The 15,166-nt window shown below is 37.6% G+C and carries 17 protein-coding genes; 5 read left to right on the forward strand and 12 right to left on the reverse strand.

Translation table 11 applies throughout. The annotated features are described in order from the left end of the window. Positions 1–93: 93 nt before the first annotated feature. The 6 genes from CS937_RS00590 to CS937_RS00615 form a co-directional block, all read right to left on the reverse strand. On the reverse strand, positions 94–816 hold the full coding sequence (locus CS937_RS00590) for a DsbA family oxidoreductase (protein ID WP_099156556.1): 723 nt from the start codon (positions 814–816) through the stop codon (positions 94–96). 135 nt (positions 817–951) lie between these two features. Further along, entirely contained in the window at positions 952–1,815 is an 864-nt protein-coding gene (locus CS937_RS00595; RefSeq protein WP_099156557.1) for an MBL fold metallo-hydrolase, read from the reverse strand. A 102-nt stretch (positions 1,816–1,917) separates the two neighbouring features. Next, on the reverse strand, positions 1,918–2,367 hold the full coding sequence (locus CS937_RS00600; RefSeq protein WP_099156833.1) for a DUF2188 domain-containing protein: 450 nt from the start codon (positions 2,365–2,367) through the stop codon (positions 1,918–1,920). Positions 2,368–2,452: 85 nt separating this feature from the next. Further along, positions 2,453–3,508 (reverse strand): type 2 isopentenyl-diphosphate Delta-isomerase, encoded by a 1,056-nt coding sequence (fni, locus tag CS937_RS00605; protein WP_099156558.1) that lies wholly within the window; start codon positions 3,506–3,508, stop codon positions 2,453–2,455. 3 nt (positions 3,509–3,511) lie between these two features. Beyond that, positions 3,512–4,468, reverse strand: coding sequence for a DMT family transporter (locus CS937_RS00610; protein ID WP_099156559.1), 957 nt, complete (start codon positions 4,466–4,468; stop codon positions 3,512–3,514). Between the two features lie 100 nt (positions 4,469–4,568). Beyond that, positions 4,569–5,111: a hypothetical protein gene (locus tag CS937_RS00615; protein WP_099156560.1), complete on the reverse strand. Its 543-nt coding sequence runs from the start codon at positions 5,109–5,111 to the stop codon at positions 4,569–4,571. Positions 5,112–5,197: 86 nt separating this feature from the next. Here CS937_RS00615 and CS937_RS00620 point away from each other — a divergent pair, with 86 nt between their 5' ends. Beyond that, positions 5,198–5,797: a TetR/AcrR family transcriptional regulator gene (locus CS937_RS00620; protein ID WP_099156561.1), complete on the forward strand. Its 600-nt coding sequence runs from the start codon at positions 5,198–5,200 to the stop codon at positions 5,795–5,797. Between the two features lie 17 nt (positions 5,798–5,814). After that, positions 5,815–6,360: an HD domain-containing protein gene (locus CS937_RS00625; protein WP_099156562.1), complete on the forward strand. Its 546-nt coding sequence runs from the start codon at positions 5,815–5,817 to the stop codon at positions 6,358–6,360. A gap of 63 nt (positions 6,361–6,423) precedes the next feature. Here CS937_RS00625 and rsgA read toward each other — a convergent pair whose 3' ends face one another. Both rsgA and CS937_RS00635 read right to left on the reverse strand, forming a co-directional pair. Further along, on the reverse strand, positions 6,424–7,479 hold the full coding sequence (gene rsgA / locus CS937_RS00630) for a ribosome small subunit-dependent GTPase A (protein ID WP_099156563.1): 1,056 nt from the start codon (positions 7,477–7,479) through the stop codon (positions 6,424–6,426). Positions 7,480–7,658: 179 nt separating this feature from the next. Next, a complete protein-coding gene (locus CS937_RS00635) occupies positions 7,659–8,534 on the reverse strand; it encodes a GNAT family N-acetyltransferase (protein WP_176555696.1) in 876 nt (291 codons plus the stop codon). Positions 8,535–8,646: 112 nt separating this feature from the next. On the opposite strand from CS937_RS00635, the gene CS937_RS19275 reads away from it, so the two are divergent. After that, positions 8,647–8,814, forward strand: a complete 168-nt coding sequence (locus CS937_RS19275; protein ID WP_176555697.1) for a hypothetical protein — start codon at positions 8,647–8,649, stop codon at positions 8,812–8,814. A 215-nt stretch (positions 8,815–9,029) separates the two neighbouring features. Here the strand turns inward: CS937_RS19275 and CS937_RS00640 are convergent, their stop codons facing one another. Together CS937_RS00640 and CS937_RS00645 are read right to left on the reverse strand one after the other, a co-directional pair. Next, complete coding sequence (locus CS937_RS00640) at positions 9,030–9,854, reverse strand: aldo/keto reductase (protein WP_099156565.1); 825 nt, start codon at positions 9,852–9,854, stop codon at positions 9,030–9,032. A gap of 76 nt (positions 9,855–9,930) precedes the next feature. Next, a complete protein-coding gene (locus CS937_RS00645; RefSeq protein WP_099156834.1) occupies positions 9,931–10,617 on the reverse strand; it encodes an ArsR/SmtB family transcription factor in 687 nt (228 codons plus the stop codon). Positions 10,618–10,724: 107 nt separating this feature from the next. Between CS937_RS00645 and CS937_RS00650 the strand changes: the two genes are divergently transcribed. Continuing rightward, positions 10,725–11,333, forward strand: coding sequence for a flavin reductase family protein (locus CS937_RS00650; RefSeq protein WP_099156566.1), 609 nt, complete (start codon positions 10,725–10,727; stop codon positions 11,331–11,333). A 207-nt stretch (positions 11,334–11,540) separates the two neighbouring features. Here the strand turns inward: CS937_RS00650 and abc-f are convergent, their stop codons facing one another. Both abc-f and CS937_RS19780 read right to left on the reverse strand, forming a co-directional pair. Beyond that, a complete protein-coding gene (gene abc-f, locus CS937_RS00655) occupies positions 11,541–13,166 on the reverse strand; it encodes a ribosomal protection-like ABC-F family protein (RefSeq protein WP_099156567.1) in 1,626 nt (541 codons plus the stop codon). Positions 13,167–13,272: 106 nt separating this feature from the next. Next, positions 13,273–13,407 (reverse strand): RAxF-45 family protein, encoded by a 135-nt coding sequence (locus tag CS937_RS19780; RefSeq protein WP_281251854.1) that lies wholly within the window; start codon positions 13,405–13,407, stop codon positions 13,273–13,275. A 165-nt stretch (positions 13,408–13,572) separates the two neighbouring features. Between CS937_RS19780 and CS937_RS00660 the strand changes: the two genes are divergently transcribed. Then, a complete protein-coding gene (locus CS937_RS00660) occupies positions 13,573–15,018 on the forward strand; it encodes an amidase family protein (protein ID WP_099156568.1) in 1,446 nt (481 codons plus the stop codon). Positions 15,019–15,166 lie beyond the last annotated feature (148 nt).

Here is a 15,166-nt window from a genome sequence, read left to right on the forward strand (position 1 = left end):
TTTGTTATGGACAAATTTAGTTTACATCATGAAAAAGGCTCACTCCAAGAAAGTATTTATACTTCCCTGAAGCAAGCCTTTTTCATTACTGTTCTATTCTTCTACATCTTCACAGCCCTCACCAGTACAATACGTGGTCTTAGACTTTTTAGGGTTTAACGATTGTAAAACAGGTCTATCGTTTTCCTCTTCCCACACCTTTTCCAATACCTCTATGAACACCTCTACAGGTTGCGCACCCGACACAGCGTATTTTTCGTTGAAAACGAAAAACGGAACTCCTTGAACACCGATTTGTCTAGCTTGTTCCTCATCATCACGAACCTTTGAGGCATATTTGTTTACTTGTAATAATGATGCAACTTTAGCTTGATCCAATCCAACCTCACCTGCAAGCTCCACTAAAGTTGTATGGTCACTTATAAGCTTAGAATCGGTGAAATATGCTTTTAATAAGCGTTCTGTTATTTCTTTACCTAAGCCTTTTGTTTCCGCATATTTAGCAACGCGATGTGCATCAAAGGTATTGGTATGCTGCATTGTATCAAAGTTGTATACCAAATCAAGTTCTGCTGCTTGTTTACCAAGATCCTCATTCATACTCTCAGCTTTTTCTACGCTTATTCCATATTTACCAGCCAATAGCTCATGAATTGTTTTCCCAGGATTTTTCTCAGCAGTTGGATCAAGTTGATAACTTTTATATTCAAGGCTTACATTTTCTTTTTGGGAAAATTGATCTAACGCTTTTTCAAGTCTGCGTTTCCCTATATAACAAAAAGGGCAAACGAAGTCTGACCAAATTTCAATTTTCATGAAAACACCTCTCATTTCTATAAGCAATTGTAGCACAACACGTAATTTTTCAAATAATATTGTGCTTGCAGTGATGAAAAGCGGTGACGATTGGTCAGAATCCGCAGCTGAACATGTTGCAGAAATGAATAACGATTACTGTTTGTAATTCTGACCATCAACATAACGTCCATAGTCAGGAATTGCAAGCTTATCAAAGTTTTCTACAAGGCTACGTAACCCCTTTGTTAACTTTTCCCCTTCCATAAAATGTCCGTGACCTGAAACAACTACATTCGGCTGTAACTGTTCTAATTTTTTTACGGACTCCCATGCAGCATCCCAATCTGAAGTTAAATAACGTGGAGGTCCGTTCACCTCTTCCGTTTGCATCAAAACATTGTAGAGTTTATCCTGTCTTACAGTGATAAATGCATCCCCTGATAAAAGAGTTTTATCGCTTTCCCGAAAAAGTGACACATGGCCTGGTGAATGGCCAGGCGTATGTATCCATTTCCAACCATCTGCACCAGGAATACTATTGTCAGACGGCAAAGGCTTTATAGCGTCGCCTAAATTTATTGGCTGATTTGGATACATTGGAGATAGCTTGGCCAAAAGACCACCCTCCACCGTTGAGTCTGGTTCAGGATAGCTTTCTTCCCCGGTTAAAAAAGGGAACTCAAGCTCATGAGCATAAACCGGAACTTCCCATTCTTCAACTAATTCAACTACTCCACCAACATGGTCAAAATGTCCATGAGTTAAAATAATTGCAGAGGGCTTACTATCTCTTCCAAAACGATCTACTACTACAGAGCGGATTTCAGGTGCGGCATTTGGAAGCCCGGCATCTACTAGTACCCAATCACCTTCATTGGGAAAACCAATGAAGCTCATGTTCACAATTTGATCCGTATAATAATAAACATCGTTGCCAACTTCTTGGCCCGTTCCACTCGTAATTGACGTCATCGGAATAAATTTATTATCTTTACTTTCATGCATTTGTTCATCCATCGCATATTACCTCCAGCTTTTTTCCTAGTATTTGAACCCACATTGAAAAATATGAATGAAAAATGGCTGACACATACAATCAATTTGTGTCAGCCATAATAATTAATAGGATTGTTTTTCTTGTATCGAGCCATCCTGTCTATGAATCGTTAATCGTGTTCCTTTATTTTTTGCAATTTCCCTTGCACGTTTAATCGCATCATCCTTCGTTTCAAAGACAGCGCTAGGTTTCTTCGCATTACTCGATGTTACCGCCCAGCCATCCTGATGTGCTATAACAAGTTCACCCTCATCAAGTCGTTCTGGATTGTTCTCGTATCTTTTACCTTCTGCAGATCGTCCAGTAGGGTTGCCTTCATCCTTATATACATTAATCTCACCTTCATCCGCATTTTTATACCATTCCTTTGCTTGTTCAGTAGCTATTGGTATGGCTCGTCCTTCATCATACCCTTCTTCTACCATTGAATTTGCTATATCAATAGCCTTTTTACGGACGACTTTGTCCAGATTTTTCATTGATGAAGGATGGTCATTTAATGTCCAAGGCATACGGTGTCCCTCCTTTATTTTTATGTTACTATACCCCTTCTTTATATAATAAAACTTTAAAAAAACAGCTAAAGCTTTTATGGCTTTAGCTGTTTTCATCGAGTAACGATCTTCCCATAATTGTCACTCGTTTAGTATTTTTCAAATCATCAAGTGACTTGACACCAATACCGAACATCGTCATTTTCAACTCAAACTCAATTTGATCCATTGCTTGAATTACCGCTTCATCCGACTCTGTTGCAGCTTGGAGCAATTGACGGGCAAAACCGATAACATCCGCCCCAATTGTGATTGCTTTTGCTGCATCAACACCCGTTTTCATGCCACCACTGGCAACTAACGGAACATCTGGCAGTTGACTACGAACGGAAACAATACAATCTTTTGTTGGAATGCCCCAGCTATTAAATGCTTCAGCAGCAGCCTTTCTTAATGGTTCCTTAGAACGAAGCTTTTCAACCTGACTCCATGATGTTCCACCAGCACCTGCAACATCAATATATGATATTCCTGCATCATATAACTTCTTAGCAACCGTACCATCAATACCGAAGCCAACCTCTTTTACCCCAACAGGAGCATCTACAGTCTTACAAATCTTTTCAATTTTAGGAAGTAATTCATTAAAATTCAAATCTCCTTCATCTTGTACGACCTCTTGCAGGCTATTCAAATGTAAATAAAGAGAATCCGCTTCCGTCATATCAATAAGTCGCTGGCATTCATCCGCACCATATCCATAATTTAATTGAACCGCACCAATGTTAGCTATTAATGGAGCTGTCGGCGCATGATTTCGTATCAAAAATGATTCTTTATGTGCATCACTTTCAAGAAGCGCTCTCGTTGATCCAAGTGCTATTGCCCAACCTTTTTCCTCTGCAGCTTTTGCTAGATTATGATTAATCTCCGCTGCAAGTTCAGATCCACCTGTCATGGAACTTACCAAAAATGGTGCTTTAATGGTTTTGTTTAAAAAGCTTGTATCAATTTGGATATCAGCAAAATCAATTTCCGGTAATGCATTATGTATAAATGAAATGCCCTCTAAACCAGTTGTCTTATTTACACCCTCTACATTTTCCGTTAAACAAAGACGAATATGCTCTGTCTTCCTTCTATTAATTCCTTCTTCCATTATCTACACACCCTTACTTTTTAGATGGGACATGGGGACAGTCCCCTTGTCCCTCCGTTTGTTTTTCAGATACGGATGTAACGTGACAAAGTATACACCTGCAATTACCATTATCATACCAATAATTTGCGTCCATGTAATAGCAGAATCATATAAAACGACAGCAATCCATGCGGTATTTATTGGTACTAAGTTCATATAAATACTAGATTTACTTGCCCCAATCCGTTTAATCCCATTGTTCCAAAGCAGAAAGGCAATAACGGATGAACAAATTATCATGAACACCATTTCACCCCACGCTTGACCAGACATATCAACTATATTACCCCAAGAATTATCAAATAATGAAACGATAAATAAAAAGACAGACCCAATTAATGTAGTTATTGTGGTTGTTACCACAGGTGATACATCACGCATCGCCATTTTACCTAGTAAACCATGTGCTACCCAGCTTAACAGTCCGCCAATAAAAAGTAGATCGCCTACATTGAATTCCAAAGATAACAATGTCTGTAGTGACCCTTTGGAAATAACAACAATTACACCAATTAACGATAATATAAGTCCAAATCCTAATTGTTTATTCCAAACCTCACCTAAAAACAATACTGCGCCTAATGTAACTAGAACGGGAGTTGTGGCTATGATTAAGGATCCATTTATCGCTGATGTAATATCCAGAGCAATAAAGAAAAAAATATTGTAGCCAAATATCCCAGTGATTGCCATTAATAATAATGCTTTCCACTGCTTTTTTATAGCTGTGAAATCAAGCTTCTTTTGCCATAATACAAAGATAAGAAGTAAAATGCCTGCAGTTCCAAAACGAAAGGCTGCCGCAGTAATAGGAGGTATTTCCGTTATAACATGTTCTGCCGCGACAAACGCCCCACCCCAAAAAAACGGAACGAACAATAACCAAAAATAAATTGCTACAGACTGATCATTCTTCATCGAAATCCTTCTTCCTGGGACACGGGGTCAGTCCCCATGTCCCACCATTTGCATGAACTATAACAAAAAAATGTCTAAAAAGCCAACCAACTGATACGTTTTATAAAAAGCTCGATTCCTTTTTTGGAAAGATCGTGTAACTGAAACTAATGGCAAAATCGACCACCAGTACAAGACTCCATAATTTCATTGTTTGAAACAATGCTTCTGTTTGATCTGGATTATTAATATAAAGAATAATTGCCCCTAATAGCCCAACTCCGATAATCCATGCTAGCAGGTGATGATACCAGCCTATTCGCTCATTTTTGGCAAAAGCTTTTCCATATTTTCTCTTTTTATCAGGCTTAGGGCCATTAGCAAACCAAAAAGCAAATCGAACGTCAGCCCATTTAATCATCTTATGCCCAAAAGCTACACTAATCCCAATATAGATAGCAGCTAACCCATGTATCGATGTTGCCGTTGCACCGTTTTTTAAATCAATCACAGTAGCAATTAACAGTAGCAAATCAACAAGGGGTGTGCAAAATAATAAAAACGCACCTAGCCTTTTCTTTTTCAACAAATATCGAGCTAGTAAGCCAGCGATAACAAACACCCAAAATCCAATCTCACACGTAACTATAATCCAACCTATCATAATTTCATTCCCCTTTTTAATACAATTGTACTAAATGTAACATACCATAATTTTGTTAAATAATACAGTCGTGTTATAATAAAAATATGCCAAAAATAATTGATCATAATAAAAGAAAAATACAAATAGCAGAAGCAACATGGAAAGTTATTGTTACAGAAGGATTGGAGCAGGCTTCTGTACGCAAGATTGCTAAAGAGGCTGGATTATCTGTTGGTGCATTGCGCCATTATTTTTCAACCCAATCAGAGCTATTTGCATTCTCCATGAAACTCGTTTCTGATCGGGTAAAAAAACGAGCGACTGAAAAAAAATATGATGGTCCGCCAATCGAAGTGATGCAAGAGATACTAAGTGAATTTTTGCCAATTAATGATGATCAATATATCGAAATGGAGGTGTGGCTAGTCTTTTCAGCAAAAACGCTTGTTAATTCCGAGTTAAAATCCCTAAGTAAAACGGTCTACCAAGAAATGCGTAGCGTAGTTGAACATGTTATACAAAGCTTAGTTGATTTGCAGATGGCAAAAGATAATTTAGACAAGCATTTGGAGATTGAGCGATTATATGCATTAATAGATGGCCTCGCCCTACACTCAATCCTTCATCCTGATGAATTATCAACTGATAAAATGCAGGCTACACTGAAATATCATTTAAAATCATTGTGTAAATACGCAGAATAAGTTAAGGAGGTAACGTATTGAAACAAAAGGCAAAAGATTTTGCAGAAAAGGCACATTTTGGTCAAACAAGAAAAAATTCCGATGCAGCATATATTACGCATCCAATACGAGTTGCAGAAAGACTAGAAACTGAAGGGTTTTCAAATGAACTAGTGTGTGCCGGTTATTTACACGATGTAGTTGAAGACACCCCTTTTGAGATCGAGGATATTGAGGAAGCATTTGGTCCAATAGTTACCAAACTCGTTGCTGCTCACACAGAGGATAAAACAAAATCGTGGCAGGAGCGTAAACAGCATACGATTGATACAGTAAAACATGCTGATAAAGATGTTAAATATCTAATTGTAGCTGATAAACTAGATAATTTACTAGGGCTGGAACAAGATCTCAGAAAAATAGGAGATGCCGTCTGGGAGCAGTTTAACGCAGGTTTTGATAAGCAAAAATGGTATAACGAATCAATTGCTGAGAATATGTGTTATGGGATTGCGGATACGGATGTACCTGCTTACTTTGGTGAATTTTCGGAAGCTGTGAAGCGCGTTTTTGGTAGGGGATGATAGTTCTCCTCTAGGGATGATAAAGAGAAAACCTTCCCTAACAAAGTGGGGAAGGTTTTCTCTTTATCTAGATTTATATTTGCTCTTCAAGCTCTTAGATACTTTTTTCCACTTATTCTTCTCTTCAAGTCGCGCCTTCTGATCTTGTTTTCTTTTTTCATACGCAAGTTCACGCTGAAGCTTCAAATAGCTTTGGAAACGTTCTTCTGATAATTCACCTGATTCCAATGCCTCCTGCACGCGGCAGCCTGGTTCAGTATCATGCTGACAGTCCGAAAACCTGCATTCACCTACAAGTGCTTCTACATCTTGAAAGGTAGTATCAATCGCAGCTTCACCTTCCCACAACTGCAATTCACGCATTCCGGGCGTATCAATTAACAATGCACCATTCGGTAAAATAAACATTTCCCTATGTGTTGTGGTATGGCGCCCCTTGCTATCCGTTTCTCGAATGTCTTTCGTTTCCTGGACAACCTCACCTAATAATGCATTAACGAGCGTTGATTTTCCTACACCTGATGAACCTAATAATGTAGCTGTTTTCTGATCAGGCAGGTAATTCATTAATTCATCAATACCTTCACCAGTAATACTACTAATACAGATAATCGGTACACCAATAGCGATTTCTTCAACTTCGGTAGTTACTTTTATAATATCTTCTGGTGTCGACTCATCCTTTTTCGTTAGCACTATAACAGGGGTTGCCCCACTCTCGTACGTTGAAAGAATATATCGTTCAATTCGTCGCAAATTCAAATCATGATTAAGCGAATTAACAATGAAAACTGTATCCATATTGGCGGCAACGATTTGTGCTTCCGTTTTCGTTCCAGCTGCTTGCCTAACAAACTGACTTTTGCGGGGTAAAACGCTGTTGATTACCGCTTTTTGTTCGTCTACTAATTTCTGCACCTCAACCCAATCCCCTACAGCTGGGAAATCAAGAGAGCTATATGCTTGATTCATAAACTTTCCGCTCAAATGGGAAAAATACTCCATTTCCCCATCAGAAATACGATAACTATTTTTCTGCACCGCAATAACACGTGCTAAATTGTCTTTTTCTTCATGTTGGATAGAACTGTCCCATCCTAGCTTTTCAATAGTATTCAATTACATTTTCCTCCTTAATGGTTGGAGGAAAAGCCATCATTACGCCGACTGTTCCCCCATTTTGCATCGTGTGTTTTGGTTTACTAACATAAAATTGTTAAAAATCATAAAACATCTCTCCTTTCAAAATGGTTGAACAAGATAATAATTAGTTTACTACATTTAATTGTGAAATGCTATTAATTTTTTGAATAATAGTATAACTCATGTTCTATTTGAAACCCAATAGATCGATATAACCCTATTGCACTTTTATTATCAACAGCCACACACAATGTAATCTTCGTAATCGATTCAAATGTAAAAAGCCATTCAACAGCAGTTGCTAAAAGAGTTTTTGCATATCCTTTTCCACGATATACTGGATCAATGGCAATGAATTCAATTGATCCACCACCAAAATCGGGATCTGCTTCGACATAGACATACGCTGCTATATGCCCTTTATCTTTTAAAATAAATACTTTTCGCATTTCACTTATCCGTTTAAGAATTTCCTCTCCACTATAATAGGTTGCTGGAAAAATATTGTCATGCAGATTTAAAAACATATCATAGTCAAATTCTGTTAATTCTTCTTTGCTTTTTACTGGTAGGTGTTCTAATTGTTCTTGAGAAAAAGTAAGAATATATTGATCCGTTTTTTGTTCAAATTGAAGTTTTTCAGCAAAAGATTTAGCTAATTTATTCTCCTTATTTGCAAATAAAACTACCCTCTCCAGGGATAATAAAATATGCTCCTTTATAAACCCCCACATTTCAAGTGCCATACGAACATCATATAAAGAATCAACAAATGGCCCCCACAATTCCGCACTTTTATCCTCAAAATCAATATCGAGTCCAATTAAACCAACTAATTTTCCATCTTCAACCGCTCCAACAAAGCAATTTTCAAAATTTACATCTGTCATATCCTCGTTAATTGCATTAATAATTTCATCCGTAACGGTTCCACAAAAGCCGATGTGATGTGCTTTATATTTATTCAGTTGCGCAATGAATGCCGCTGCATCATTTATAGAAATATCTTTCCCTTTTATCAGTTTGTACATGTAATCCTCCATAAAACTGTTCTACAACTTCTATATTCGGTGTATATCAAAAAAATCCTTTTAATTATTCAGTAAATGCACAAAATAGTTCTATAGATAGGAGGGTAAAGCAATGTCAGAGGATAATAAAAACCGCAACAAAGATAAAGGAAGACAGGCAAATAAACAACAAAAATATAATACAGAGCCTAAAAATGACGTTGAGTTTGCAAGTGAAAATAACAGCGAGTTTCTTAATTTAGACAACAAAAAAAACAAGCGAAAGCGAGGAAGCGAATAATGAATAGGCTGTCCTAAGAAGTAGGGCAGCCTATGTTTCTCCATATAACACATTAGAAAAACAGACGCAGCATTACCTCAACGTCTGTTTTTCATAATAGTAAAGTATTAAATCTCGACACTTTTCCGGCCAATTGCTTACACTCACTGTGTTTCCTTTATCTACTGCGCGATTTAGTACATACATTTACTACACAGGAGCTTATGCTTTATTCTTTACCTATTATTCATTTCACTTGGCTCTGGACCTTTACGTTCCCCACGATCAAGCCCTGCCATTTTTTCCATATCATCTGCACTTAATTCAAAATCAAACACATCAAAATTTTCTTCAATACGTGATGGTGTAACTGATTTTGGAATAACGATTGTATTTGATTGCAGGTGCCAGCGAATAATTACCTGTGCTGGTGTTTTGCCGTACTGTTCGGCAATTCCTTTAACAACATCATTACGTAAAACTTCTCCACCCTGCATTAATGGGCTCCAAGCTTCAAGATAAATGTTATTTTTGTTGCAGAAATCTTTTAATTCATTTTGTTGTAAGAATGGATGGCACTCCACTTGATTGACTGCTGGTACAACATCACATTCGTCCAATAAACGCTGCAAGTGCTCGATGTTAAAGTTACAAACACCAATTGCTTTCACACGTCCATCGTTATATAATTTCTCCAATGCTTTATACGTTTCCACGTACTCATCATATTCCGGAGTCGGCCAGTGAATTAAGTATAGATCAACATAGTCCAGTCCTAATTTCTCTAGACTCGCATCAAATGCTTTCAATGTATTTTCATAACCCTGGTCACTATTCCATACTTTCGTAGTAATGAATAGTTCTTCACGCGGAACATTTCTGTTAGCTAGCGCTTCACCAACTCCATGCTCATTAGCATATACTTTTGCAGTGTCAATAGAGCGAAAACCAACCTCTAAAGCCTTTGCAACTGCTGGTGTCACTTCATCTTCAGGTACTTGCCATACGCCATATCCTAATTGAGGCATCTGAAGTCCATTGTTCAAAGTTACATATTGCATTTGATTACTTCCTTTCCTTTGGTAATGTAGTTTAGTTTATCACAATAGAATGACGTGAAAAAAGCATTCTGCTCTATCATGGATCTACTCCAAACATCTCATTCAAACCATTCCCACCTAAAGCAGTTATTTTCAATGCTCGAGATTTAGGAACACGCTCAATCCACTCCAATTCTAAAAATTTTTCCAGCATAGCATTTCCTAATGCTCCAGCTATATGGTGACGCCGTTCACTCCAATCTAAACACTTTGAACAAAACATACGACGTTTCTTCTTTAGTTTATTTGTGTCTATATCAATGGTATTGAAAAAAATTTCTCCATCACTAGTAATATGAAATTCATTATCCTTTTCGACAAGGAATTGTTGGTTCATTAGCGATGTTTTCAACTTTACTCCAAGATTTCCTGCTATATGATCGTAGCATGTTCTGGCATGACGCAACGCTTTTTCTTCGTTTGATTGCTTCAATGACTTGATCTCTACTGGAGGTGCTACTTGTAGAAAGGATTCCATAACCTGTGCAATTTCTTGATTGCTAATCCCATAATAGCGATGCCTCCCCTGACTTTCGACGTCAATAACGTTAGCTTGGGTCATTTTAGCCAAATGATAACTAGCTGTCTGTGGTGTTATTCCAACCATGTACGCTAAATCACTAACCGGGTGAAATCTTCCGTCTAATAGTATTGTTAAGATCGCCGCTCTTGATGAGTCACTTACAAGTGTTGCAACCTTTGCTACATTGGCATTTGCCTTCATCATAATCACGCTCCTTACTAATTTTTGATGTATTCCATATTTCGATGATAATCGAAATATTAACGAGATACAATAAAGGCATAGCAAAAATGGAAGGGTGAAAATAAATGCAATTACCAGCAACTAGCGTCATCAAACCTAAAATACTCTATTACGGAGCTCCGGTTATATTACTTACTACATATAACGAAGACGCGTCCGTAAATATAAGTCCATTGTCCTCTTCTTGGGGATTAGGTCAAAATATTGTCTTAGGTGTAAGTACGGAAGGAAAAGCTTATATTAATTTAAAAAGACAATTAGAATGCGTCATTAATATCCCCGATCAAACATTATGGGAAAATGTTGAGAAGCTGGCTTCCTATACCGGAAAGAATCCTGTACCGAAGCATAAACAAGAAATGGGGTTTCGTTATTGCAAGGACAAATATGCCGTTAGCGGTTTAACACCCGAACGCTCCGTAACAGTAAAACCAACTAGAATCAAGGAATGTCCAATACAAATAGAAGCAATTGTAAAGGATATTACCATTCCAGAGTATGATCCTGTTTTTGCAATTGTTGAAACAGAAGTAAAACAGTTCCATGCTCATGAAACAATTATTAAAGGTGAAAATCATATCGACCCAACTAAGTGGAGCCCTTTAATCTATAATTTCCGCCATTATTACGGTGTTGGTCATGAATTAGGTAAAACATTTCGATCTGAGACTTAATAAAAGCGTAAGCATCTTGGGCGGCTACGTCGAACGAAAGCAAGGGACAAAAACATATGGTTTTTAGTCCTTCCTGTGTTCGTTGCTTACGCTCCTGCACCAAGGTACTGGAGTTCCTGGCTGGTTGTCTCTAGCATTCCCAGGTCCACATCCTACTTTTTATTCAATGAAAAATACACGGTAGCGAAAATATGCTACCGTGTATTTTTAGATGGAACGTTTCTCTCTTGCAAATGAATAATTACCTTCATATCGTGTCAAGTTTTCCTCAGCTAACCAATAGGTTACTGGAAATAATCGATCCAAAAAGTAACGATCATGTGAAACTGCAATTATTGTTCCTGCAAATTGGTCTAAAGCTTCCTCCAAAACTTCCTTCGACTCAATATCCAAGTGATTTGTCGGTTCATCCAGAACTAGTAAATTGTGATCTTGATGGACGAGCTGCGCCAATCGCAATCGCATCTGTTCTCCACCGCTTAGGCTTTTTACTTTTTGAAAAACAGTTTTACCGTAAAAAAGAAACTTTGCTAAAATTCCCCGGGCATCACCTTCTGTAACATGAACCTGGTCACGAAATTCATCTAAAATAGTTCGCTCACCGTCCATTTCCAGCATATGCTGTGATAGAAATCCAATCGACAAATTACTACCTAAATGAATCATGCCTTTATCAGCACGTTCCGTTCCTAAAATCATATTTAAAATCGTTGACTTCCCACTCCCATTTTCGCCAATAATTGCGATCCGCTCCTGGAAGCGCACGTGTAAATTCAAATCAGAAAACAGTTTTTTCTCCACAAAGCTTTTGACGACATTCTCCATAAGGATAACGTCTTTACCACTTCGTTTGTTCATTTGAAAATCAAGATCAATCTTCTTCTGCTCTAGGATAGGTCTTTTCATTACTTCCATTCTAGCTAAAGCTTTCTCCATGCTTTTTGCACGACGGTGTAATCCATCATTAGGAGGATTGGCTTGATTCGCCCATTCTTTTAGTCGCTTAATTGTTTCTTTCATCTTCTTAATTTTCTTTTGCTGATCCTGATACTGCTGAAATTCTTGCAACAAACGTGCTTCGCGCTCTTTTACATAATCTGAGTAATTTGTAAAATAGCGAATAAGTTCACCCTGGTCCATTTCAAAAATCGATGTTACTGTTTCATCTAAAAAATAGCGATCATGGGACACAATAACAACCGTTCCCTTATATTGATTGATAAAATCAGTTAGCCATTCAATTGCTAGCAAATCCAAATGGTTTGTTGGTTCATCCAACAACAGGAGATCAGGTGCAGTTAATAAAAGCTGTGCTAACCCAACCTTAGTTCGTTCGCCACCACTTAATTGTCGCCATTCCTTCTCAGCTAAATCCTCAATCTGCAAACCACTCATTATCCGTCTTATTTGCGAATCAATTTCATAGCCGCCATCTTCCTGAAATTTTTCCTGTAACGAACCATATTTTTCAATTAGACGTGTTAAATGATCTGGATTTGTTTCCTTTGCCATTGCAGATTCTAGTTCTGTCATATTCTTTTTCAATTCGTTTAAAGAAGTAAATACATCATACATTAATGCTTCTATTTTTTTATCGCCATCTATATCTGGCATTTGCTCCAAAAGTCCAACGGTTAATCCTTTTTTCCACGTAATAGTCCCGGCAGCTGGTTCTGTTTTTCGGGCAATTAGATGTAATAATGTCGTTTTTCCCTCACCATTTCTGCCAATTAATCCAATCCGTTCACCCTGTTTAATTTCGCACGTCATATCACTAAAAATCGTATTCGCACCAAATGTCTGCGTTACGTTTTGTAAACTTGAAACAATCATAATCTCTTCCTCCATTTGAAGAGACATACTAGATAAACACAAAAAGACGACAGAGAGTAACTCTCCACCGTCTCATTTAATTAAACCGTTTGTGGGTAGATGTCTCTTACTGTTTATTTTTCCATATATTTCTATTAAAAAAGTGCGCACTTGTCCCTTGCACGGAAATATCGGAAAAAATTGCATAACGCATCCAAAGGTATTCCTTGAACTTAGTTATGCCATTACCAGTAAAATTCATCTAACCCACCTCCTTTGTTAAATTATATTTAGTTTATTCGAAAAATGATGGACCGTCAACAAAATTTATGCCATAAAAATATGATTTTGTTATTTTGAAAGGATATCACCTCTAAAAAATAGAATATAGATATTACTTAACTATTTTTAATGGAGGTCACTAACCATGTCAAAGCAATTCTTCTCAATAACCGAAGCAACCATACATAATATGCAACATGCTATGAGATCAGGCGAGTTAACTTCTAGGAAACTTACCATGATGTATCTTGAACAAATCGCCAACTATAACAACAATGGCCCCAAAATAAATGCTGTTCAGGAAATTAATCCAGATGCATTACATATCGCTGAAGCGCTCGATATTGAAAGGGAGCAAAGTGGAGCACGTGGAGCCCTCCATGGAATTCCAATTTTATTAAAGGATAATATCGATACCGGCGATAAAACACATACAACTGCCGGCTCTCTAGCACTTAAAAACAATTATGCTAAAGAGGATGCCTATATTACTAACAACCTCCGTGAAGCAGGTGCAGTTATCCTTGGAAAAACAAATTTAACAGAATGGGCGAATTTCATGACTAAGGGCATGCCCAATGGCTTTAGCTCCTTAGGGGGACAAGTATTAAATCCATATGGACCAGGGAAGTTTGATGTAGGTGGTTCCAGTGCCGGTTCTGGCGCCGCAATTGCTGCAAATTTCGCTGCTGGTGCAATCGGAACCGAGACTAGTGGTTCCATTCTGAGCCCAGCTAGTAGTAATTCACTAGTTGGAATTAAACCGACAGTTGGGTTACTTAGTCGGACTGGAATAATTCCAATTTCTAATAGTCAGGATACTGCTGGACCAATGGCAAGAACTGTAGAAGATGCTGCCATTATGTTAGGGGCACTAACCGGTATTGATTCTCATGACCCCGCTACAGCAACAAATAGGGAAGTAATTAACGATTATACAGCCTTTTTAAACCCGGATGGATTACAAAACACACGAATTGGCGTTTCACACAATTACCAGGAAGACTTTACTGATGAGGAACGAACACTTGTCAACAAAGCATTATCCGATTTAGAGCAATTAGGCTCTACTATTGTGAATTCCATAAAATTACCAACAGATCTACCAGAATCAAGTGTTATGCATAATGAATTTAAAAATGGTCTAAATGCATATCTAGCAAATCTTTCTCTAAATGTTCCTGTGCATTCACTATTAGATGTCATCCATTACAATCAATCACATGCACAAGATGCCTTAAAATATGGCCAAACTGTATTAGTAGAATCTGAAACTAAAAGTGGTTTATTAACTGAACCTGAATACATTACTGATAGATTAACAGACCTCAGATTGTCACAGGAAGAGGGGATAAATGCTGTAATGACTGAAAATGACTTAGATGCACTTCTTTTCATTAATTATAGCGGCTGTAATATCGCAGCAAAAGCAGGCTATCCGTCAATAACTGTTCCGGCGGGTTACACAACTGGTGGTAAACCTGTAGGAATAACCTTTACAGGACTAGCATTTTCCGAAACAAAATTAATAGAGTTAGCCTACGCTTATGAGCAGGCAACCAAGCATCGTAAAGCACCGAAGCTAGATTAGTAACATACAAATAAACTGGTCCAGCTTTGTTTAAATAAGGCTATTTTCTAAAAGATTGTTGTTCTTACACAAAAAACATAAAATGTGCAGTAAGTGCTATTTTGATTTCGCATTTTTGGTTGCTTTCTGATCCGCAGCCCGTATACAC

This window comes from Virgibacillus ndiopensis (genome assembly GCF_900187325.1).
Classification (GTDB): domain Bacteria; phylum Bacillota; class Bacilli; order Bacillales; family Amphibacillaceae; genus Virgibacillus_E; species Virgibacillus_E ndiopensis.

Excerpts from the sequence above, each read along its gene's own strand:
- CS937_RS00590 (WP_099156556.1), bottom strand. The coding sequence starts at position 816 with ATGAAAATTGAAATTTGGTCAGACTTCGTTTGCCCTTTTTGTTATATA.
- CS937_RS00595 (WP_099156557.1), bottom strand. The coding sequence starts at position 1,815 with ATGGATGAACAAATGCATGAAAGTAAAGATAATAAATTTATTCCGATG.
- CS937_RS00600 (WP_099156833.1), bottom strand. The coding sequence starts at position 2,367 with ATGCCTTGGACATTAAATGACCATCCTTCATCAATGAAAAATCTGGAC.
- fni (WP_099156558.1), bottom strand. The coding sequence starts at position 3,508 with ATGGAAGAAGGAATTAATAGAAGGAAGACAGAGCATATTCGTCTTTGT.
- CS937_RS00610 (WP_099156559.1), bottom strand. The coding sequence starts at position 4,468 with ATGAAGAATGATCAGTCTGTAGCAATTTATTTTTGGTTATTGTTCGTT.
- CS937_RS00615 (WP_099156560.1), bottom strand. The coding sequence starts at position 5,111 with ATGATAGGTTGGATTATAGTTACGTGTGAGATTGGATTTTGGGTGTTT.
- CS937_RS00620 (WP_099156561.1), top strand. The coding sequence starts at position 5,198 with ATGCCAAAAATAATTGATCATAATAAAAGAAAAATACAAATAGCAGAA.
- CS937_RS00635 (WP_176555696.1), bottom strand. The coding sequence starts at position 8,534 with ATGTACAAACTGATAAAAGGGAAAGATATTTCTATAAATGATGCAGCG.
- CS937_RS19275 (WP_176555697.1), top strand. The coding sequence starts at position 8,647 with ATGTCAGAGGATAATAAAAACCGCAACAAAGATAAAGGAAGACAGGCA.
- CS937_RS00640 (WP_099156565.1), bottom strand. The coding sequence starts at position 9,854 with ATGCAATATGTAACTTTGAACAATGGACTTCAGATGCCTCAATTAGGA.
- CS937_RS00645 (WP_099156834.1), bottom strand. The coding sequence starts at position 10,617 with ATGAAGGCAAATGCCAATGTAGCAAAGGTTGCAACACTTGTAAGTGAC.
- CS937_RS00650 (WP_099156566.1), top strand. The coding sequence starts at position 10,725 with ATGCAATTACCAGCAACTAGCGTCATCAAACCTAAAATACTCTATTAC.
- abc-f (WP_099156567.1), bottom strand. The coding sequence starts at position 13,166 with ATGATTGTTTCAAGTTTACAAAACGTAACGCAGACATTTGGTGCGAAT.
- CS937_RS19780 (WP_281251854.1), bottom strand. The coding sequence starts at position 13,407 with ATGAATTTTACTGGTAATGGCATAACTAAGTTCAAGGAATACCTTTGG.
- CS937_RS00660 (WP_099156568.1), top strand. The coding sequence starts at position 13,573 with ATGTCAAAGCAATTCTTCTCAATAACCGAAGCAACCATACATAATATG.